General features: G+C 65.1%; 19 protein-coding genes. 12 read left to right on the top strand and 7 right to left on the bottom strand.

What is annotated here, in order from left to right:
• The first annotated feature begins 138 nt into the window (after positions 1-138).
• Together BN1134_RS06165 and BN1134_RS06160 are read left to right on the top strand one after the other, a co-directional pair.
• Entirely contained in the window at positions 139-858 is a 720-nt protein-coding gene (locus BN1134_RS06165) for a response regulator (protein WP_042045966.1), read from the top strand.
• Positions 851-2,221 (top strand): ATP-binding protein, encoded by a 1,371-nt coding sequence (locus BN1134_RS06160; RefSeq protein WP_042045964.1) that lies wholly within the window; start codon positions 851-853, stop codon positions 2,219-2,221. The genes BN1134_RS06165 and BN1134_RS06160 overlap by 8 nt, the downstream gene beginning before the upstream one ends.
• A gap of 33 nt (positions 2,222-2,254) precedes the next feature.
• Here BN1134_RS06160 and BN1134_RS06155 read toward each other — a convergent pair whose 3' ends face one another.
• Positions 2,255-2,659 carry a hypothetical protein gene (locus BN1134_RS06155; protein ID WP_042045963.1) on the bottom strand — a complete coding sequence of 135 codons (405 nt, stop codon included), beginning with the start codon at positions 2,657-2,659 and terminating at the stop codon, positions 2,255-2,257.
• Between the two features lie 178 nt (positions 2,660-2,837).
• Between BN1134_RS06155 and BN1134_RS06150 the strand changes: the two genes are divergently transcribed.
• Positions 2,838-4,202, top strand: coding sequence for a PepSY-associated TM helix domain-containing protein (locus BN1134_RS06150; RefSeq protein ID WP_042045962.1), 1,365 nt, complete (start codon positions 2,838-2,840; stop codon positions 4,200-4,202).
• 51 nt (positions 4,203-4,253) lie between these two features.
• Here BN1134_RS06150 and BN1134_RS06145 read toward each other — a convergent pair whose 3' ends face one another.
• From BN1134_RS06145 to BN1134_RS06130, 4 genes are all read right to left on the bottom strand, one after another.
• On the bottom strand, positions 4,254-5,861 hold the full coding sequence (locus tag BN1134_RS06145; RefSeq protein ID WP_042045960.1) for an alpha-amylase family glycosyl hydrolase: 1,608 nt from the start codon (positions 5,859-5,861) through the stop codon (positions 4,254-4,256).
• Between the two features lie 91 nt (positions 5,862-5,952).
• A complete protein-coding gene (locus BN1134_RS06140) occupies positions 5,953-6,213 on the bottom strand; it encodes a DUF2442 domain-containing protein (protein WP_042045958.1) in 261 nt (86 codons plus the stop codon).
• A 110-nt stretch (positions 6,214-6,323) separates the two neighbouring features.
• Positions 6,324-6,794: an Lrp/AsnC family transcriptional regulator gene (locus tag BN1134_RS06135; RefSeq protein WP_042045955.1), complete on the bottom strand. Its 471-nt coding sequence runs from the start codon at positions 6,792-6,794 to the stop codon at positions 6,324-6,326.
• Between the two features lie 55 nt (positions 6,795-6,849).
• Positions 6,850-7,353, bottom strand: coding sequence for a GNAT family N-acetyltransferase (locus tag BN1134_RS06130; RefSeq protein ID WP_042045954.1), 504 nt, complete (start codon positions 7,351-7,353; stop codon positions 6,850-6,852).
• Positions 7,354-7,450: 97 nt separating this feature from the next.
• Here BN1134_RS06130 and BN1134_RS06125 point away from each other — a divergent pair, with 97 nt between their 5' ends.
• The 3 genes from BN1134_RS06125 (at position 7,451) to torA (ending at position 11,700) form a co-directional block, all read left to right on the top strand.
• Entirely contained in the window at positions 7,451-7,714 is a 264-nt protein-coding gene (locus BN1134_RS06125) for a hypothetical protein (protein WP_042045951.1), read from the top strand.
• A gap of 349 nt (positions 7,715-8,063) precedes the next feature.
• Entirely contained in the window at positions 8,064-9,194 is a 1,131-nt protein-coding gene (locus tag BN1134_RS06120; RefSeq protein WP_415857799.1) for a NapC/NirT family cytochrome c, read from the top strand.
• A gap of 25 nt (positions 9,195-9,219) precedes the next feature.
• A complete protein-coding gene (gene torA / locus BN1134_RS06115) occupies positions 9,220-11,700 on the top strand; it encodes a trimethylamine-N-oxide reductase TorA (protein ID WP_042045949.1) in 2,481 nt (826 codons plus the stop codon).
• A 383-nt stretch (positions 11,701-12,083) separates the two neighbouring features.
• On the opposite strand, the gene BN1134_RS06110 is transcribed toward torA, so the two are convergent.
• A complete protein-coding gene (locus tag BN1134_RS06110) occupies positions 12,084-14,060 on the bottom strand; it encodes a ligand-gated channel protein (RefSeq protein WP_042045948.1) in 1,977 nt (658 codons plus the stop codon).
• Between the two features lie 161 nt (positions 14,061-14,221).
• Positions 14,222-14,497, bottom strand: a complete 276-nt coding sequence (locus tag BN1134_RS06105) for a hypothetical protein (RefSeq protein ID WP_042045947.1) — start codon at positions 14,495-14,497, stop codon at positions 14,222-14,224.
• Between the two features lie 194 nt (positions 14,498-14,691).
• On the opposite strand from BN1134_RS06105, the gene BN1134_RS06100 reads away from it, so the two are divergent.
• The 6 genes from BN1134_RS06100 (at position 14,692) to yidA (ending at position 21,054) form a co-directional block, all read left to right on the top strand.
• On the top strand, positions 14,692-15,351 hold the full coding sequence (locus BN1134_RS06100) for a GntR family transcriptional regulator (RefSeq protein WP_042045945.1): 660 nt from the start codon (positions 14,692-14,694) through the stop codon (positions 15,349-15,351).
• 37 nt (positions 15,352-15,388) lie between these two features.
• The gene (locus tag BN1134_RS06095; protein ID WP_042045944.1) at positions 15,389-17,191 is read left to right on the top strand and encodes an aminopeptidase P family protein; all 1,803 of its coding nucleotides are present in this window, start codon (positions 15,389-15,391) and stop codon (positions 17,189-17,191) included.
• Positions 17,192-17,341: 150 nt separating this feature from the next.
• Positions 17,342-17,830, top strand: coding sequence for a GNAT family N-acetyltransferase (locus tag BN1134_RS06090; protein ID WP_042045942.1), 489 nt, complete (start codon positions 17,342-17,344; stop codon positions 17,828-17,830).
• Between the two features lie 94 nt (positions 17,831-17,924).
• Positions 17,925-18,392 carry an outer membrane lipoprotein gene (locus BN1134_RS06085; RefSeq protein ID WP_408862800.1) on the top strand — a complete coding sequence of 156 codons (468 nt, stop codon included), beginning with the start codon at positions 17,925-17,927 and terminating at the stop codon, positions 18,390-18,392.
• 111 nt (positions 18,393-18,503) lie between these two features.
• The gene (locus BN1134_RS06080; RefSeq protein ID WP_042045941.1) at positions 18,504-20,180 is read left to right on the top strand and encodes a FapA family protein; all 1,677 of its coding nucleotides are present in this window, start codon (positions 18,504-18,506) and stop codon (positions 20,178-20,180) included.
• A 64-nt stretch (positions 20,181-20,244) separates the two neighbouring features.
• Positions 20,245-21,054 (top strand): sugar-phosphatase, encoded by an 810-nt coding sequence (gene yidA / locus BN1134_RS06075; RefSeq protein ID WP_042045940.1) that lies wholly within the window; start codon positions 20,245-20,247, stop codon positions 21,052-21,054.
• The last annotated feature ends 35 nt before the right edge of the window (positions 21,055-21,089 follow it).

Here is a 21,089-nt window from a genome sequence, read left to right as displayed (position 1 = left end):
CTTTCTCTTGTCTCAATTATGCCAGTTGGGGCCTTTTTTGTAGCAGAGTATGTCGGAGCGCGGGTTTGCCACACTTTGCCACAAACCGCGCGCCTCTTTTCCGTATACTCGCAACCAGATGAACCACATGAGGTAGTCATGAAGCAGGAGTCCCCCCATATCCTGGTGGTCGACGACCACGGCGAGATCCGCGATCTGCTCAAGCGCTTTCTCGAGCAGCACGGTTTTCGCGTCAGCGTAGCCCGCGACGGGCGCGAGATGAAACGCCTGCTGGAAGAGCGGGAGATGGATTTGATCGTGCTCGATCTGATGATGCCGGGCGAGGATGGCCTCACCCTGTGCCGCGAACTGCGGGTCAAATCCAGCATTCCGGTCATCATGCTCACCGCCATGGGCGAGGAGACCGACCGCATCATCGGCCTCGAGATGGGGGCCGACGACTACCTGGCCAAGCCGTTCAACCCGCGCGAGCTGCTGGCCCGCATCAAGGCGGTGATGCGTCGCACCCATGCCGAGCCCGAGCGTCCCACCGATCTGCCGACCGAGCTGCGCTTCGACCGCTGGCGACTCGATCTCAACCGCCGTGAACTGGTCGACGAAGCGGGGGTGGCCCACAGCCTCTCCACCGCCGAATTCGATCTGCTCAAGGTCTTCATCGAGCGGCCACAGCGGGTGCTGAGCCGGGATCAGCTGCTCGATCTGGCGCGCGGCCGCGAGGCCCAGGCCTTCGATCGCGCCATCGATACCCTGGTCAGCCGCCTGCGCCGCAAGCTTGAGCGCGATCCCAAGAACCCGGAGCTGATCAAGACCATCTGGGGTGGCGGCTACCTGTTTGCCGCCGAGGTGCAGGATGCCTAAGCGCCTGTGGCCCGGTAGTCTGGCCGGCCAGATCATCCTGGTGACCCTCACCGGTCTGCTGCTGATCCAGCTGCTCTCGCTGCAAATCTACCGCTCCGACCGGGAGGAGGCGCTCGGCTTTGTCAGCAGTCGCAACGCTATGCAGCGCCTCTCTTCCGTGGTGAGTCTGCTGACCCAGTCGCCCCCCTACCTTTATGACGAGATCCTCAAGGCGAGCCGCAGCGAAACCCTGCTGCTGCGCCTGGCGGAGGAGCCGCTGCAACCGGAGACCCGCAGCCCCCAGTTCGAGCAACTGCTGCGCGCCCGCCTCAACCACCCGCAGCAGTTGCGCATCGAGATCAGCGCCGAGCTCAAGGAGGCTGCCCAACGCAGCAAGGCATGGCGTCACCATGCCCGCATGATGGGTGAACGGATGCGCCCACCGCAGCAAGACATGCGCCTGTACGGCTCCATCGAACTCGGTCACGGTCGCTGGCTCAACTTCAGCTCGCTGGTCGACAGCGAAGGGGCCGGCTGGTCACTGCGCACCACCCTCAACCTGCTGCTGGTCGCCACCCTGGTGATCGGGATCATGGTGTGGCTGCTGCGCCGCGCCACCCGCCCACTCAAGCAGCTGGCGGCCAATGCCGAGCGGCTCGGCCGTGGCGAGGATATCGAGCCGCTGGCCGAGAACGGCCCGGCCGAGGTGCGCGGCAGCATCATCGCCTTCAACCGGATGCAGACCCGGCTCAACCGCTTCGTGCAGGATCGCACCCGCATGCTGGCAGCCATCTCCCATGACCTGCGCACCCCCATCACCAGCCTGAGATTGCGCAGCGAATTCCTGGCCGAAGGGGAGGATAAAGAGCGCATCCAGCAGACCCTGCAACAGATGGAGCAGATGCTCGCGGCCACCCTGAGCTTTGCCCGGGAAGAGGGGCAGCAGGAGCCGACCCGCGAGCTGGATCTGGTGAGCCTCATCGAGAGCATCTGCGACGACTACAGCGACATGGGCGAGCAGGTGACCAGCCTGGCCGAGGGCAAGCAGGTCTACGCCTGCCGGCCGAACGCCATGCGCCGGGTGCTGCAAAACCTGATCGGCAACGCCATCAAGTACGCCGGTAGCGCCGACGTGAGCCTGGAGCGGCAAAAGGGGCAGCTGGTGATCTGCGTCAGCGATGAGGGGCCCGGTATCGACGAGCAGCAGATCGAAGAGGTATTCAAGCCGTTTGTACGGCTCGACGAGGCCCGCAACACCGAAAGTGGCAGCGTGGGGCTGGGGCTGGCCATCGCCCGCACCCTGATCCACCAGCATGGTGGCGAGCTGACCCTGCACAACCGCCCCGCCGGCGGGCTGGAGGCGCGGGTCACGCTGCCCCTCTAGCGGGCGACGCATGGCGCACACGGATGTGGGCGATCACTCCCCTGCGGCGGGCCACGGCCCGCTCAGTCGATGGGCCAGCCACTGCCTCGCCCTCCCCTCGTCACCGAAGTGAGCCATCGCTTCGAAGGGAATGTCGGCAAAGATGCGCTCGGCCATGTAGCGCTTGAAGGCCCCCTCGCACACCAGCGCCAGAAAGCGGCAGCCGTGGCGCTGGCACCAGTCAAACTGCCTGCGAAAATGCGCCATGACCTCAGGCCCTGCCGCCTCGAACTGACTGGCGATCTCGACAATCCCCCAGCGCTGCCCGAGCAGCGGCGCTACCACATCCAGAAATTGCGCTTCATAGGCCCTGGCTCCATCGAGGTTGAACGGGCCGCTCGGGCGGCAAATCACCATGGCTCCCTGCCTTTGCACCTGAAAATCGCCGTGCGGCTGCATCACCCTACTTCCTTTACATCCAACATTTCATCAACACATCCATGCAGTTAATACATGGCGGATGGCCGGTTGGAAAGGCTTTTCCCTCCCTCATGCAACGCTGGCGTTAACAAAACGTTGCCTGTAGGATGCGCGGCACAAACCTTCCACCAACCATAACCTTTGCTAAGGACACCCAGTGGCCACCTCAGATACCGCCTTCTATCAACGCGCCTGGCGCTGGCACTTTCTGGCCGGCCTCTTCCTCGCTCCCCTGCTGATCCTGCTCTCGGTGACCGGGATCATCTACCTGTTCAAGCCCCAGCTCGACGAGCTGATGTACCCGCACCTGCTCCAGGTCACCCCCATCACACACCCCCTCTCTGCCGATCGGCTCGCCGCCGTGGTACAGGCGGCCTATCCGGATGCCGTCCTGACCCAGTACCTGCCCCCCAGCGCGGCAGATCGCAGCGCCCAGTTTGTGCTGCGCAGTGGGGAGCGCGAGCTGAACCTCTTCATCAATCCGGCCGATGGCGCCCTGCTCGGCGCTCTGGATGCCCATGACAACCTGCAAGCCATCGCCCGCGCCCTGCACGCCGAGCTGATGCTGGGCAAAACCGGCGACGCCGTCATTGAACTGGCCGCCGGCTGGACCCTGCTGCTGCTCTGCTCGGGCCTCTACCTGTGGTGGCCACGACAGAAGGGGGGCATGCAGGGGATCCTGCTGCCGCGCCCGGATCGCCGCGGCCGCCTGTGGTGGCGCGATCTGCATGCGGTGCTCGGCCTCTGGGGAGCGGCCGGCCTGCTCTTCTTTGCCTTGAGCGGCATGACCTGGACCGGCATCTGGGGCCAGCGCTTCGCCGATTTGTGGAACCGCTTCCCGGCGGCCATGTGGAACGAGGTGCCCAGCTCGACCCTCAGTCGCAGCCTGAACCAGCCGCACCAGCAGACCGTCGCCTGGGGCGCCGAGACCCTGCCGCTGCCGCGCTCCCACGCCGCCCATCACGGTGACGCCATGGCCGAGCACGGCACGGTGGCGGGGCGCATCCCGCTGCAAAAGGTGGTCGACATCGCCCGCGATCGCGGCGTGGCGCCGGGTTACAGCATCAGCCTGCCCAAGGGGGAGAGCGGGGTCTTCACCATCGCCCTGTTCGCCGACGATCCGCGCAACGACGCCACCTTGCACCTCGATCAGTACAGCGGCCAGGTGCTGACCGATGTGCGCTGGCAGGACTATGGCGCGGTGGCCAAGACGGTCGAGACCTCGGTGATGCTGCACATGGGACGCATGTATGGCCTCCCCCATCAGTTGCTGATGCTGGCCCTGTGCCTCATGGTGATCGGCTCCTGCCTGTCGGGGTTGTGGATCTGGTGGCGCCGCCGTCCGGCCGGCCGTCTCGGTCTCCCTTCCCTGCCCGCCGTCCTGCCGAGCTGGCGCGGCGCAGCCCTGTTGCTGATTGGGCTGGGGCTGGCCTTCCCCCTGCTGGGCGCTTCCTTGCTGCTCGTCTGGGGGCTCGATGCCCTGTGGCTGGCCGGGCGCCGCCTGCGGCCGGCCAGGGCCTGAAACAAGACAAAAAAAAGAGGCCCCGCAGGGCCTCTTTGCTACGTGCGCGTCTTACTGGGCCAGCAGGAAGCGCCCGGTTAACGCCGGCACATCGATAGCCTGGCTACCACCGCCAAGCAGGATCTTCTCACCGGTCAGCATGTCGACCAGTGACGCCGCACTGCCCAGCTTGCCAGCCGGCAGGGTGTAGCTCAGCGGAGCGCTGGAGACGTTGAGCAGGTAGACGATCTGCTCGCCACCGGCCGACTTGATGTCGCCATAGAGGCTCCCCTCGGCCACCAGCTTGCTGCGCTCACCCCGATAGAGGGCCGGATGAGCGGCGCGCAGTTGCATCAATTGAGCCAGGTAGGCCTTGAGATCGCTCTGCTCGGCGCTCGGGGTGAAGTTGGCCGGCACCTTGCCATCGCTGCGCGACACATGGTCATCACACAACCCCTTGGCGGCGCAGTCACTGGTCACCTTGGCGGCAAAACCGGGCACCTCGTCACCCCACTCCTCACCGTAATAGAAGGTGATGGGGCCGGAGCGGGCAGCCAGGAAGCTAAAGGCGGCCTTGTGGCGCAGCCAGTAGCCGGCAGGGTCGAAGTTGCCGCGCTCGAGCAGGTCGCCGAAGCGCACCAGATCGTGGTTACCCAGCATCAGGTTGGGCATGGCGTGGGCCGGATAGTTCTCGACCTTGTTCCAAGCGGCGTCGAGCACGGCTGCCCCCTGGCCTCCCTTGCCCGACTCCTCGACCGCCAGCGCCTGCACCAGGCCATAGCGCAGCGGGAAGTCGAAGGCCGAGGCGAGCGCCGGGGCGCTGGCCGGGCCGTAGGTGGTCTGGGAGATGGTGTTGGCGTCATTCCACACCTCACCCACCATGTAGCCCAGGGTGCCCCACTGCTCTCCCTTGGCCTTGCGGGCGGCACTGGTCTCTTCCACCGTCTTGCGGATGGCGCGCCAGCTGGCCAGATCGACCTGATAGGCCTGATCGAGACGCCAGCCGTCGATGCCGTACTGCTCGATCCAGTAGCGGGCTACCTCCTGGAAGTAGGCCAGGCTCTGCGGCTTGCTGTAGTCCACCAGCTGGCCAGGGCTGTCGCTCTTGAGAGCCGGCAGGCGCCCCTCGGGCGAGGGTTCGCTGATCCCGACCTTGTTGACGTGACCAAAGACACCGTCGAGGAAGACGTACAGCCCCTTGGCGTGGGCCTCGTCGATGAGCGCCTTGAGCTCTTCGTTGGTACCGAAGTTGGGGTCAACCTTGAAGTAGTTGCAGGCGTAGTAACCGGTGGCGTCGAGGCGATCGTCGCCGCTCTGGCCGGCGCAGGAGTCAAACACCGGAGTCAGCCACAGGGCGTTGACCCCGAGCGAGGCGATGTGATCCAGACTCTGGCGGATACCGGCCAGATCCCCTTGGTGCTGGGAGGGGCCATAGCCGACCCCGTAGCCACGGCTGGCATCGCCGTCGACGAATGACTCGACCATCACCTGGTACATCCGCAGGTTACAGGCGGCCTGGTTCTCGCCATAGCAGGCCCGGGTCGCCTGCTGAACCGGCGGTTGGGGGTTGGTCGGCGTGGTGGGGGTACTGCTGCTACTACCGCCGCCACCGCCGCCGCAAGCCGTCAGCAGCAGAGTGAAGGCGCCGAGCGCGCCACGGCGTGTCCATCCATGTTTCATTGTTATCTTCCCGCTGTGGAGTGACTGTCTGACCTCCATATTAACGGGAGCGGCGCCCAGCGACCGTGACTGAAACCGTTACCCGCGCGGCTCAACAGGTGGAGAAGGGGGTGCCCTCGTCGCGGCGGATGCGGTGATACACCTCATGGGCAGCCAACCGAGGGCCTCCCGGCCAGCTCAAGGCGTGGTGATCGTCGATGGCCACCCGGGCAAACTCGCGTTCATCCCGCAGCGTGGCGCAGCAGGGCTGCGTCTTCCACTCGGACAGGTCCAGCACACCGGTCGTGCCGTCGGAGAGCACGACAAACAGGCGCCAGCCAGATAGGAATTCCACATCAATGAAAAAAGGCATTAACTTGGCTCTACCATAAACAGCAGAGCCATTATAAAACGCTACCGCCTAAGAAAAAGGCAAAAGAAAACGTTTTTGCAATTCTACCCCCACTTGGTCAAACCGGCCCCTTAGGAGCCGATGAAACAGGGTAGGGAACGGCTGAAACGGTGCTCAAACACCAGCGAGGTTTCCAGATGCACCACCTCCTCGCGGGAGGTGAAGTTGTCGAACACGAAATTGCGCAGGTGATCGGTATCAGGCACGCACAGGTGCACTAGGAAATCATCCTTGCCCCCCATGTGGAACAGGCTGATCACCTCGGGCAGACCTATGATGGCGTCGCGCAGCTCATCGATGATCTGACGGCTGTGGCGGGCCAGCCGCAGCGACACCATGGCTTGGATGTGACCACCGAGGGCCTGGTGATCCACCTCGCAGTGGGCCCCCAGCAACACCCCTTCCGCCTGCAACTTGCGCACCCGCTCGAGGCAGGTCGAGGGAGCCACGCCGACCAGGGCCGCCAGATCCTTGTTGGTCATGCCCGCGTCGCGAAACAGGTGGGACAATATGTCCAGGTCGAGTTGATCCAGGTTTTTCATTCCTTCTCCCAGAGTCTTGATGTTCCCCTCAGAGTGCCTTTTTGTCGGGGCAAACTCAATCAGTGGCGGGCTCCAGCAGCAGACACGCCTCCTCACCCATCATGACGGTGCCGCTCTCATGCAGCCCCAACCGCTCGAGCAGGGCGATGGAGTCGCGGTTGCCGGCGCTGACGATGCCGACCACCCGCTTGATGCCGAGCCGCTCCCGCCCATCGCGCAGGGCAGCCTGGGCCGCCTCCAGGGCGTAACCCTGACGGCGAAAGGCCGGCAGCAGGGCGTAGCCGATGTCCACATCGGGCAGATGATCGCGCTTGACCAGGCCGCAGATCCCCATGGCCGCCCCGTCACTGCGCCGCTCAATCAGATAGAGACCAAAACCGTGACGGGCATAGCTCAGGCGCGGCCCCTGCTCGATGTAGTCGCGCGCCGCGGCCAGATCGCGCACCCCGCGATCGCCGATGTGGCGGTGAAAATCGGGGTCGTTGAGCAGGGCCAGGATGAAGGGGGCATCCTCGGCCACCAGTTCGCGCAAGCGCAGCCGTTCGCTCTCGATATGCATGGGCGTCTCCATCGAAAAGAAGCAGGGTGCCGGAGAAGGGGACGGCAAGGCAAGCGACCTGCCGTGATATACTCGCCGCTCGCAACGAGGAGAGTCCATGAGCGAACAACTTTTTGACGAAGCCGGCCTGCGCGAAATCGTGGCCAACCAGCTGGCAGAGCGCAACCCTCCCCATGTCACCGCCACCCTGCTGCGCCTGACCATGAAGGGGCTGCCACGGGAAGAGGCCATCGACTACATCGTCTGCGCCCTCGGCGCCGAGCTGATGGCGATGGAGGCCGATCAGGGCCCCTTCAATCTCGAGCGCTACCAGGGCTTGCTCGACACCCTGCCCGAGATGCCCTGGGCAGAGGAAGCGTAACCCCCGCTCGCCACCCCGGTCGGCTGGTTGTCTCTCTGCCGGCCGCCCCACAGACCTCGGCCTGCGCCCCTCCCGGTCGATCCCATCCGGCCAGCGCCCCCTGAAACGGGGGCTGGTGCCACCCCTCTCACCGGCCTACGCTTACCCCGCAAGAACTATCTCTTTGGTGGTGCTTTTGCGTTAACCACAGAAATGTTGTGTGTTAAACTCGCCGCGCACTTCCATTACATCCAACAAAAACACAATAAAGCGGAATTAAATTCAGCACTGGAACCCCGTGTCATGGCCGCGCCCTGACTCCGGACATCCAGGCCGGACGCGTCCGCACAACCGCACATGTGAGGCCCCCATGATCGCTGGCTCCCTGTTCAAGAAGCCCTGGTTCTGGATCCTGCTGCTCGGTGCCCTGCTCGGCGTCGCCGCCCTCGGCGTCACCGTCACCGTACTGCACAAGACCAGCTCTACCGAATTTTGCGTCTCCTGCCACTCGATGCAGACCCCGCTCGCCGAATACCAGGGCAGCGTCCACTTCCAAAACCCCAAGGGGATCCGCGCCGAGTGCGCCGACTGCCACATCCCCAATGAACCGACCGCCTACCTGTGGACCAAGATCCGCGCCGTGAAGGACATCTATCACGAGGCGATCGGCACCCTGGATAGCCCGGAAAAATACGAATCCCACAAGCTGCGCATGGCGCAGAGCGTGTGGGATCAGCTCAAGGCCAACGACTCGGCCACCTGCCGCAGCTGCCACAGCTATGAGGCGATGGACGTGCTGGCCCAGCGTCCCAACGCCCGTGCCGAGCACCCGGTCGCCATCAAGGAAGGGCAGACCTGCATCGACTGCCACCGTGGCGTGGCCCACATCATGCCCGACATGAGTGAGCTGGCCGCCGCCGGCGCCAGCGAACTGGCCCAGGCCGCCGCCCAGACTTCGGCCTCGGTCACCACCCGCTACGCCATCGCCACCACCCCGCTTTATCTGGACGCCAAGGCGGAGGCCAACGAGGGCAACCTGATGCCCTCCACCCAGGTGGAGGTGCTGGCCAATGAACACGGCCGCGCCCAGGTGCGCATCGAGGGCTGGCAGCAGGACGGGGTGAGCGAGGTGTTCTACGCCGCCCCCGGCAAACGGATCTTGAGCGTGCTGCTCGGCGACAAGGCCAAGGCGCAGCTCACCACAGGTCAGAGCGAGACCGACAGCGCCACCAACCTCACCTGGCACCAGGTCAGCCTGACCGCCTGGGTCGACCAGAGCCAGCTCATCGGCGAGCAGGAGAAGCTGTGGCAGTACGCCGCCAACCTGATGTCCAACAACTGCACCGGCTGCCACGGCCTCACCGCCCTGGATCACTTCAACGCCAACCAGTGGATCGGCGTCATCAAGGGGATGGAGTCGCGCACCTCCCTCACCCCGGAACAGGCGCGCATGCTGACCCAGTATGTGCAAAAACACGCCAGCGACATGGCCGCCCACTGAGAACGGACCGAAGAGGAAGCACTCCATGACCACATGTAAATCGCAGCAACCGGACCTCTCCCGCCGCGCCCTGCTCAAGGGGCTCGGCGCCTGCGCCGCCCTGCCACTGCTCGGCGGTCTGTTCCCGAAAAGTGCCCTGGCCCAAGCCATCAGCACCGCGCTGGAGCAGTTCCCGACCCTGGTGCCGGCCCAGAAGGGCATTCTGACCGGCGCCCACTGGGGCGCCTTCGAGGCCATCGTCGAGGAGGGGCGCATGGTGCGCGTCCAGCCGGTCGCCGACGATCCGGCCCCCAACGATCTCATCGAGATGGCCCCCTATCAGGTGCACGCCAAGAACCGCATCAAGTACCCCATGGTGCGCAAGAGCTGGCTCGAGCACGGCCCTGGTGCCAAGCCGGAACTGCGCGGCGCCGATGAGTGGGTGCGGGTGAGCTGGGAACACGCCATCGAACTGGTGGCCGGCGAGATCCGGCGCATCCAGCGCGATTTCGGCCCGCAGGCCATCCATGCGGGCTCCTACGGCTGGAAGAGCGTGGGCATGTTCCACAACTGCCGCACCCTGCTGCACCGCCTGATGAACCTGGCGGGCGGCTTCACCGGCTATGCCGGCGACTACTCCACCGGCGCGGCCCAGGTGATCATGTCCCACGTGATGGGCTCCATCGAGGTGTACGAGCAGCAGACCGCCTGGCCCAACGTGGTCGAGCACGCCGAACTGGTGGTGCTGTGGGGGGTCAACGCCCAGGTCACCCTGAAAAACAGCTGGAACATGCCGGATCACGAGGGGCAGGCCGGCTTTGAGGCCCTCAAGAAGAAGGGCACCCGCATCATCAGCATCGATCCGGTGCACAACGAGACCGCCAAGCAGGTCGGCGCCGAGTGGATTGCCCCGCGCCCCTACACCGACGTCGCCATGATGCTGGGGGTGGCCCACACCCTGTACAGCGAGCAGAAGCACGATCAGGCCTTCCTCGATCGCTACACGGTCGGGTTCGAGCAGTTCCTTGCCTACCTGCTCGGCAAGGAGGATGGTCAACCCAAGAGCGCCGAGTGGGCGGCCGAGATCTGCGGCGTCGACGCCAAGATCATTCGCCAGCTCGCCCTCGACATGGCCGCCAAGCGCACCATGATCATGGCCGGCTGGGGCATGCAGCGGCAGCACCACGGCGAGCAGCCGAACTGGATGCTGGTCACCCTGGCCGCCATGCTGGGCCAGATCGGCCTGCCGGGCGGCGGCTTTGGCTTTAGCTACCACTACTCCTCCGGCGGCAGCCCGACCGCCAAGGGCGGCATCCTGGCCGGGATCTCGGCCGGTAACGCGCCGGCCAACAGCCCGGCACCGATCCCGGTGGCCCGTATCGCCGACTGCCTCGCCAACCCCGGCAAGACCATCGACTTCAACGGCCGCAAGGTGACCTATCCGGACATCAAGATGGTCTATGTGGCGGGCGGTAACCCCTTCCACCACCATCAGGACACCAATACCCTGCTCGAGGCCTGGCGCCGTCCGCAAACCGTGATCGTGCACGAGCCTTACTGGACCGCCACCGCCAAGCACGCCGACATCGTGCTGCCGGTGACCACCAGCTATGAACGCAACGATCTGGAGATGGGCGGCGACTACTCCCAGCGCTACGTCTTCCCGATGCACCAGTGCGTGCCGCCCCAGTTTGAGTCGCGCAACGACTTCGACATCTTCAGCGCGCTGGCCGCCAAGCTGGGCGTGCAGGAGCAGTACACCGAGGGCAAGGACGAGATGCTGTGGCTCAAGCAGATGTACGACGGCATGGCCGCCCAGGCGCGCGCCGCCCGGGTGCCGCTGCCGCCGTTCAACCTGTTCTGGGAGTCCAACAACTACGTGCGCTTCCCGGTGCCCGAGGCAAACCGCAACTGGGTGCGTCACGGCGATTTTCGCGACAATCCGCTGCTCAACCCGCTCGGTACCCCGTCCGGCAAGATAGAGATCTTCTCCAAGACGGTGGCCGGCATGGGTTACGCCGACTGCGCCGGCCATCCCAAGTGGTATGAGCCCAAGGAGTGGTACAAGGGTGAAGAGGCCAAACGCTACCCGCTTTCGCTCAACACCGCGCACCCGACCCAGCGGCTGCACTCCCAGCTCGACAACACCCCGCTGCGCGATAAGTTCGCGGTGGCCGATCGGGAGGCGATCCTGATCCACCCCGAGGACGCCAAGGCGCGCGGCATTCAAAACGGCGATCTGGTGCGCGCCTTCAACGATCGCGGCCAGATCCTGGTCGGGGCCCTGGTGTCGGACGAGATCCGCCAAGGGGCGGTGCGGATCTGCGAGGGGGCCTGGTTCGATCCGGCCGAGCCGGGCAAGCCGGGCAGCCTGTGCAAGAACGGCAACGTCAACTGCCTCACCTTCGACGTGGGCTCATCGAGCCTGGCCCAGGGCAACTGCGGCCACATGGCCCAGCTGGAGGTGGAGAAGTTCAGCGGCCCCGCCCCGCGCAACACCGCCCACGCGGTGCCGGCCGGCGCCTAAGTCGGCTCGAGACCCAAAACGGCGCCTGACGGCGCCGTTTTTTTGTCGGTTTTCAGGCATAAAAAAGCCAGCGCGAGGGCTGGCTTGATGCTGCAAGCGGGTTACTTCATGGGACCGGCGGCGTTTTTCAACTCATCCTTGTGGCGCTTGGCCTCACGTTTCTCTTTCAACGTCATCTGCGGTTTCTTCTTGGCATCTTTGCCGTGGGACTTACTCATGATGTGAGCTCCATTTCAGACCGAGACTCTATCGCGTGCCACCGACATTCAGAGGCACGCACCTCTTGCCGTTGTGGTGGCGCTATCGTCACCACCCGAAATCCAGCCTACACGTCCGTGCAGGCAAAGGCCAGCCGCGAAAAGGGGTCTAATGACCCCCTCACGTCAGAAGTTGTAGGTCACTCCCAGGTTGTAGCGGCGCCCGTCCAGCACCGTCTGATAGCTGGCGTAATCCACCGTCTTGTCGAACAGGTTGTAGACCCCGGCGGTCACGTCCAGATGACGGTTGGCGCGATAGCGCAACCCCAGATCAACGAAGGTGTAGGAGGGGGTGCCGTCGGCCATGGTGACCCGGTTCAGATACTCCGAGGTCTTGCCGCGGAAGTTGGCCCGCGCCCACACATCCAGATCATCGGCAGCCGCCCAGTCGACCTTGGTGTTGAACATGTGGCGCGGCATCTGGTTGAGCGGCTGGCCGCTGAACACCCCGCTCTTTTGCTCCGAGTCGGTCCAGGTGTAGCTGGAGGCCAGCGACCAGGCGTCATTGATGGCCCACTCCAAGGTGCCCTCCACCCCGCGCATGTTGGCCTTGTCGACGTTGACCCGGTCGCTCACGAAGTCATAGCTGTGGCCGTTGATGGTGCAGGCCGGGTCTTGTGCGCTGCTGCACCGGCGCACCTCGGTGATCTTGTCCTTGAAGTCGGTGTTGAACAGGGTCAGGCCGGTCGAGAGTCCGGCCCGGTTGTTCCACAGCAGGGCGATCTCCTCGCTCACGCTCCGCTCGGGCTTGAGGTCGGGGTTGCCGACGATCACCCCGTCCGAGCTGCCGCCGCCGGTGGCCTGACCCCAGTTGGCCGCCGCCATGCGCAGTTCGGGTGAGCGGTAGCCGCTGGAGACGCCCCCCTTGAGGGTCCACTCATCGTCCAGATGCCATACCCCGTAAAGGCGCGGTGACCAGTGGCTGCCGTAGTTCTCGTCATCGTCGAGACGCAGGCCACCGGTCAGGGCGAAGCGATCGGTGATGGCCCACTCATCCTCGGCAAACAGGGCCCAGCTGCGGCGATCGAGCTGGTTGACATGACCTGCCCCGGCCAGCTGGTTGCCAAGATCCTCCAGCTCTTCGTAGCGGTACTGGCCACCCAGGCTCAGGATGTGGGCCCCCAGATTGAACTGGGTCTGGGTGTTGAACAGGGTGTTGTCGAGCTGCATCGCACGGCCCGGGTTCTTGCTCTGCTCGCGCTGCACATAGCTGGTCGAGGAGGCGCCATCGAACTGGCCGTTGTGGGTCAGGGCGTAGACGGTGTGCTCATAGCGGTTGAGGCTGGCGCTGTTGGGCTGACCACGGCTGTTGAGCAGATCGCGCGACTGGCCGGGAGTGCCGTTGCGATCTTGCAGGGTGCGGCTGATATCGAGGTCGAAGCGGTGCTGCTCGCTGGGGGTCAGGGTCAGCGCCACCCCGCCGTTGCGGGTGCGCTGCTCGTTGAAGCCGTTGACGATCTGATCCTCATCACGGCGCAGCATCTGGCCGGTCAGGCGCAGGCCGAGCAGGCCGTCGATGAGCGCGCCACCGGCATAGCCGCTGCCCTGGAACTGATCGCCCGAGTCACGGTTCTCCTGCATGGTGGCATCACTGTGCAGGGTGCCCTGCCAAGGCCCCTTGCTGGTCTTGCGGGTGATGATGTTGATGACCCCCCCCATGGCATCGGAGCCATAGAGCGAGGACATGGGGCCACGCACCACCTCGATGCGCTCGATCGCCTGCAAGGGCGGCATCCACCCCTGCTCGATGCCGGGGCCATCGCTGTTGGGGCGGGTGCCACGGGTATCGACGCGGCGGCCGTCGATCAGCATCAGGGTGTACTTGGCCCCCATGCCGCGGATGCTGATGTCGCGGCTGCTGCCGCCCCCGGTCACCACCACCCCCGGCACATCCTTGAGGGCATCGGTGACGTCGGTGTAGGCCCGCTTCTCCAGATCCTCCCGGGTGACCACAGAGATGGAGGCGGCGGAGTCCTCGATCTTCTGCTGGAAACCCGAGGCGGTCACCACCATGACTTCATCACTCGGCGCGGCCAGGGCCCCCCCGGTAGTCAGGGTGGCAACGATGAACGTGGATAGCGGGGAATAACGAAATACAGTCATGATCTCTGCTCTTATCTGGATAACGTGGGTGCGACGGCACGTGGTGCTAGAAGGCCTGAACGTGTCCCTATTTTATCGACAGACAAGATTATGTAAATGATAATTACTATCAGTCGCACTCATTGGCAGTGATGCGAAATAACCCGTGCGGGCAGAGGAGGTCAGGAGTGGTGGCGCTCATCGGCCTCGCGGCGCAGCAGTTGCGGCATGTGCAGAAGATGGGCATAGAAGGGGAGCAGACCCGTCCGGCGGCGGATGATTTCGGCCCATGCGATGCCGGGGAGCACGCCCAGCAGGCCGCACCACAGGGGCAGCCACGGCCACCAGATATCCAGCAGGGCCAGCAGGCAGAGCACCAGCAACGCCAGCAGCAAGGCGGGGCTGAGCACGGTACAGAGCCAAAGCGTCGCCAGCAGCGACCAGGACATCAGATTCATCGCACACTCCTTGTGGTCAGGTGAACCCACTGTAACAGGCTCCCGGCATCCGCTCCGAGGCCCATCATGGGGGGCGGTGTCAAACAACTCTCTATCAAGCCGTCACGCCGGTCAAGCACCGGCAACAGACTTGCAACATGTCCCCTTCTGTGGTCTGCTGCCACCCCGGACAACAGGGGCAGTGACAGGGCATCATGAGCCAAGGCTATACAACCCGAACCCAGATGGTAGTGGACAACCTGCGCGCCCGGATCCTCAGCGGCGAGCTGCCGGCCGGGGCTCCGCTACGCCAGGATGCGCTGGCGCGCGAACTCATGGTGAGCCGCATCCCGGTGCGTGAGGCGCTGATGCAGCTCGAAGCACAAGGGCTGGTGAAGTTCGCCGCCCATCGCGGCGCCGTGGTCACCGCACTGGACGCCGCCGCCATCGACGAGCTGTTTTATTTGCGAGCCCTACTGGAAGCCGATACCCTGTTTCACGCCGTCGACCTGATGACAGAAGCGACCTTCGCCGAGGCGGAGTCGATTCTGGCCGAGTTTGACCAGGCGCTGGAGAGCGGAACCCAGGTAGAGCGCTGGGCCGAACTGAACCACCGCTTCCACGCCACCCTCTATCGTGCCGCCGGACGTCCCCAGGCCCTTGAGCTGATCGCCCAGATAAACCTGGGCTGCGATCGCTATGTCCGCTTCGAGCTGTTGTTTGCCAGCGACGGAGTGGACAAGGCCGAGCGGGAGCACGCCCAGCTGCTGACGCTGTGCCGCGAGCGGCGCAAGCATGAGGCCGTGGTGCTGTTGCAACGGCATATCGCCGATGCGGCCGCCTCGGTCAAGCGCATCCTACAGGCCGGTGCATGACCGTCTATTCGCTCGCAATCCACAATGGCAACTGACAATGAACAGCTTTGAGATCATCGCAGACCGGGTCAACCTGGTCAGGGAATCCCTGAGAGAACTGGAACTGGATGCCTTCATCGTCCCCCATGATGACGAACATCTGGGTGAGTACATTCCGGCCGAGGCCGAGCGTCTCGCCTGGATGACCGGCTTTACCGGCTCGGCCGGGCTGGCCGTGCTGCTCATCGAACGGGCCGCCCTGTTCATCGACGGCCGTTATACCGTGCAGGCCCGCCTGCAGGCTCCCGGCGAGATCTTCGAATACCACCACCTGATCGAGACCCCGCACCTGGTGTGGCTGGCCGACCAGCTCGAGCGCGGCGCCAAGGTCGGCTTCGATCCGCGTCTGCACAGCCTCAACTGGTTCCGCGAAGCCGACGCCCTGCTGCGCGAACGCGGCATCGAGCTGGTTCCGGTGACCGACAACCCGATCGATCGCCACTGGAGTGATCGTCCGGCGCCGAGCAAGGCACCGGTGATCCTCTATGGTGAGGAGCTGGCGGGGATGTCGAGCACCGCCAAGCGCGAGCAGATCGCCGCCGATCTGCGCCGCCGTGGCCTCGACGCCGCCCTGCTGACCCAGGCCGAGTCAATCAACTGGCTGCTCAACCTGCGTGGCCGCGACGTGGAGCGGCTGCCGGTGGTGCTTGGCTTCGCCGTGCTCTACGCCAACAGCACCCTCGACTTCTTCGTCGACAGCGACAAGCTCGAGTGCTTCCCCTTCACCCAGCACGTGGGCAACGACGTCTCGCTGCACCCCATCGACAATCTGGGCGAGGTGCTGACCCGCCTCGGCGAGGATGGCCTGAAGGTACAGGCCGATCCGGCCACCGCCAACGCCTGGTGCCAGCTCACCCTGGAGCAGGCCGGCGCCACTCTGGTGGCAGGACAAGACCCGACCCTGCGCCTCAAGGCGTGCAAGAACGAGGTGGAGCTGGCCGGCATGCGCGCCGCCCACCAGCGCGATGCGGTGGCCATGGTGCGCTTCCTGGCCTGGCTGGATCGGCTGGTCGAAAGCGGTGAGACCGCCGGTGTCGACGAGGGCACCCTGGCCGATCGGCTCGAATCTTTCCGCAAGGCGAGCGATCTCTACGTCGAGCCGAGCTTTGACACCATCTCGGCGCTGGGGCCCAATGCCGCCATGTGCCACTACCGCCACAGCAACGGGGTGCCGCGCCCCTTCGGCCAGGATGGTATCTATCTGGTCGACTCCGGCGGCCAGTACCTCGACGGCACCACCGACATCACCCGCACCGTCTGTGTCGGCGAGGTGGACGAAGAGCAGAAGGCGATGTTCACCCGCGTGATGCAGGGCCACATCGCCCTCGATCAGGCCCGCTTCCCGCGCGGCACCGCCGGCATCCAGCTCGACGTGCTGGCCCGCATGCCGCTATGGCGCGCCGGTTTCAACTACGACCACGGCACCGGCCATGGCGTGGGCCACTTCCTCAGCGTGCACGAAGGGCCGCAGCGCATCGCCCCCAAGGGGAGCATGGAGTCGCTGCAACCGGGCATGGTGCTCTCCAACGAGCCCGGCTACTACCGCGAGAACGCCTTCGGCATCCGCTGTGAAAACCTGGTGGTGGTGAGCGAGAGCGATGAGCAGGGGGAAGTGCCCATGCTGCGCTTCGAGCGGCTGACCTATGTGCCGTTCGATACCCGCCTCATCGACCGCGCCCTGCTGAGCCCGGATGAGTTCCGCTGGCTCAACGAATACCACGCCGAGGTGCGCCGCCGTCTGGCCCCCCAGCTCGACGGTGCGGATCTCGCCTGGCTCGAGCAGGCCACGGCGCTGCTGTAATCCGAGACGGGGCCGCTGGGCCCCGTTTCGTTTTCTGCGCCTCCGGCTTGCCCTGGCTGGCTCGCATCGGCATACTCCCCCACCCCGGCCAATGTGCGGCCATCCCATTCGTCGGCGCGGCCTCGCCGTGCTATTCCAGAAGGAGACGCCATGACCCCATCCCCCCTTATCCGCCTCGCCCGCCATACCGACCTCGATGCCATCTGGCAGATCGAGTCGAGCGTCTTCGGCGATCCCATCTATCCCGCCTTTTTCTTTCGTCAGGCCCTGGAGCTGTGGCCCGAGTTGCTGCTGGTGATAGAGCAGGACGAGCGTCTGCTCGGTTATGTGCTGGGCGGCCTTGGCCAGGATAGGGAACTCGGTTGGGTGCTCTCATTGGCGGTGCTGCCCGAGGCACGCGGTCAGGGTCTGGCGCAGCGCCTGCTGGAAGAGCTGGAGTGGCAACTGCGCAAGCAGGGGATGCAACGCGCCCGCCTCACCGTCGCCCCCAGCAACCCGGCCAATCGCCTCTACCAGCGGCTGGGCTACCAGTTGGTGGCGGTCGAGGCCGAATACTTCGGGCCGGGCGAGCCGCGCAATGTGCTGGAAAAAGCCCTGCATTTCACCCTCGAACAGGGCCAGCCGGCCATCCGCGCCTAAACAAGGGGTGACAGATTGGGTGTTTCACTCGAACAAGGGCGGAGCTACAGTTAGGTCGCGCTCATGTTCGACGGATTCACTGACGGAGGCATCCATGCTGAACAAAAAAGTTACCCTCCTGGCCTTGCTGGTCGCCACCCTGAGCGGGTGTGCCAACAGCGACATCTACTCCGGTGACGTCTACACCTCGGATCGTGCCAAGCAGGTCCAGACCGTCACCTACGGCACCATCCAGGCGGTGCGCCCGGTCAAGATCCAGGCCGATGACAGCGGCCTCATCGGCACTGTCGGTGGTGGTGTGGTCGGCGGCCTGCTCGGCAGCACAATCGGCGGTGGCACTGGCCGCAGCCTGGCCGCCGCCGGTGGCGCCATTGCCGGTGCGGTCGCGGGCAAGGCGATCAACGACAAGGTTAACCAGGTTGACGGCGTCGAGCTGGAGATCCGCAAGGACACCGGCGAGGTCATCGCCGTGGTGCAAAAGGCCAACCCGAGCTTCCAGCCGGGCGCCAAGGTGCGCATGAGTCAGGGCAACGGCAAGGTGAACGTCGCCGTGGTGAACTGACCCACAACGAGGCTCCGCAAGGAGCCTCGTTGCTTTATGGCGTCGGCATAGTTGTTCCGGTTGACGCCATGAGGCCGGAGTCGGGATACTCCCTGTAACAAGGAGGTGTCCATGCTGGAACAGAGCTGGCTCAGTGTCGGTGACGAGGCGGAACAGGGACGGCTGTTCATCCATCTGCGTCACACCTGTCAAGGAAGCGAAGACGAGCTGAGAGCGCTGCTGGCCGCGTCTCCCTGGCCGCGCTGGCAACCCCGGCGCGAAGGGGTTCAGCAGTGCCTGGCACGGCTGCAATTTCTGTGTGAACACCACGAACCTCCAGGGCAGCTCGATCGCTTCTGGATCGCCTCCCGCCTCGATGCCGAACTGAAGATCCGCATCGACAAAGACAAGATGACCGCCTATGCCCAGATCCGCTGCGACTGGGGTGGCGAGCCCATCACCCAGGCCCGGCTGCACGGCGCCATGCAGGCTGCCGGTGTCGCCACGGGTCTCTCTCCCCAACTTGAGCAGCAGGCGCTGCTCGCCGCCCGCCAGGCCCCACCTGGCCACGAGCTGCTGCTGCCCATCGCCGAAGGGCGGCCCCCCCGCCATGGCAGCGACGGCTTTTTGGAGCCGCTGGTCGAAACCCTGGCCGAACGGGTACTGCGCCCCCGTGAACTGGACGATGGCCGGGTCGACCTGCGCGATCTCGGCACCCTGGCCACGGTACAGGCAGACACACCGCTGCTGCGCCGCCATCCGGCCACCGCTGGCGAGCCCGGCGTCGATGTCCATGGCCACGTGCTCCCCGCTAAACCGGGCAAGGAGGTGACCATGACGGTGGGCGAGGGCACAGTGCTGGCCGAAGACCCCGATCTGCTGCTGGCCCAGCGCGCCGGTATGCCACGCCACCAGCCTGGCGGCATGGCGGTCGATGACCTGCTCACTTTGCAAAATGTCGATGCCAAGCACGGCCATGTGGAGTTCAACGGCAGCCTGGTGATCAGCGGCGACGTGCAGCCCGGCATGCGGGTGCAGGCCGGTGGCGACATCGTCATCGGTGGCTTCGTCGAGGCCGCCAGCGTACGGGCGGGGGGCAATCTCACCATCAAGCACGGCGCCATCGGCCACCACAACCGCCAGGGGGAGCCCTTCAACTGCCGCCTGACGGCCGGCGGCAACCTGACTCTGGCCTTCGCCCAGTACGCCAGCCTGGAGGCCGAGCTGGATATCCATATCCACAACCAGATCTCCCATTGCTACTGCCGGGCCGGCTACCACCTGCTGGTCGGCGATCCGGCGCTGCACAAGGGCACCCTGCTCGGCGGCCTCAGCATTGCGGGCGAGAGCATACAGGCGGCCATCATCGGCGCCCAGGCCGCCAATCAGACCGCGTTGCAGGTGCTCGGCGGTGTCTTCGCGCTGCGCAGTCAGGAGCAGGAGCTGCTCAGCGAGAAAGAGGCCACCCACCTCTGGTTCGACAAGGTGCACGAGGTGCTGCTCAAGCTGCTGCAACTGCCGCGCGAGCGCCGCGATCCGGCCCTGTTGCAGCGCCTCAAGTTGCAGCGGGAGCAACACATGGCCACCCTGGCGCGGATCGAAAGCGAGGTGGAGCGCTGCCGCGAGGAGCAACAGATGGCGCTGACCCGCATGAAGGTCGTGGCGGCCCAGCACCTCTATGCCGGGGTGGAGGTCGAGCTCGGCCCCCTCTCCTGCCGCGTCGACAGCGAGCATGGTCCGGTGCAGATCCGGGTTCAGGAGGGGAAGGCCGTTGTGCTGCCATGGAGCGCGCCGCGCACCGCACGCTGAGGTCGCATCACCCTGCACTTTTGAGTAGACTCTGGCCTCTTCTCAGCCCCTTGCAGGTAGCCGTATGTACAAACTGATCGCTCTCGACATGGATGGGACTCTGCTCGGTCACGACAAGCAGATCTCGGCTCGCAACAAGGCCGCCATCGCTGCCGCCCGCCAGCAGGGGGTAACCGTGGTGCTCGCCTCAGGACGCCCGCTCGAGGGTATGACCCGCTACCTGGACGAGCTTGCGATGACCGGCGCCGATGACTACGTCATCTGCTACAACGGCACCCTGGTGCAGCGCGCCGCCGATCGCAGCGTGATCCGCAGCCAGGCGCTGCGTGGCCTTGATGCCTCCCGCGTCGCGCAGTTGGCCCGCCAGCTCGGCGTCAACGTGCACGCCTTCTCGCGCACTCTTGGCCTCATCACCCCGGCGCTCAATCACTACACCGAGCACGAGTCCCGCCTCAACGATCTGCCCATCACCCTGCTCGACTTCGCCGAGCTTGACCCGGAAGACGAGATCCTCAAGGTGATGCTGATCGACCCACCCGAGCTGCTCACCCCGGCCATCGCCCAACTGCCGACCTCGCTCTATGAGGATTACACCGTGGTACAGAGCGCCCCCTTCTTTCTCGAGATCATGAACCGCCACAGCCACAAGGGCGCCGGCGTCTCGGCACTGGCCGAGCACCTCGGTATCGAGCGCCGGCAGGTGATCTGCATGGGGGATGCCGGCAACGACAGCCACATGATCGAGTACGCCGGCCTTGGCATCGCCATGGGCAATGCCACCGACGAGCTCAAGGCGCTGGCCGGCCACATCACCGCCAGCAATGACGAGGACGGGGTCGCCGTCGCCATCGAGCGTTTCGTGCTTGGCGCCTGATCGGTAAAAACGATTCCCGTCACGCCGCCGAACAT

It is taken from the genome of Aeromonas simiae (assembly GCF_000820125.1).
GTDB lineage: Bacteria > Pseudomonadota > Gammaproteobacteria > Enterobacterales > Aeromonadaceae > Aeromonas > Aeromonas simiae.
Note: the sequence above shows the minus strand (reverse complement) of the source record. Positions and strands in the feature narration are given on the sequence as shown.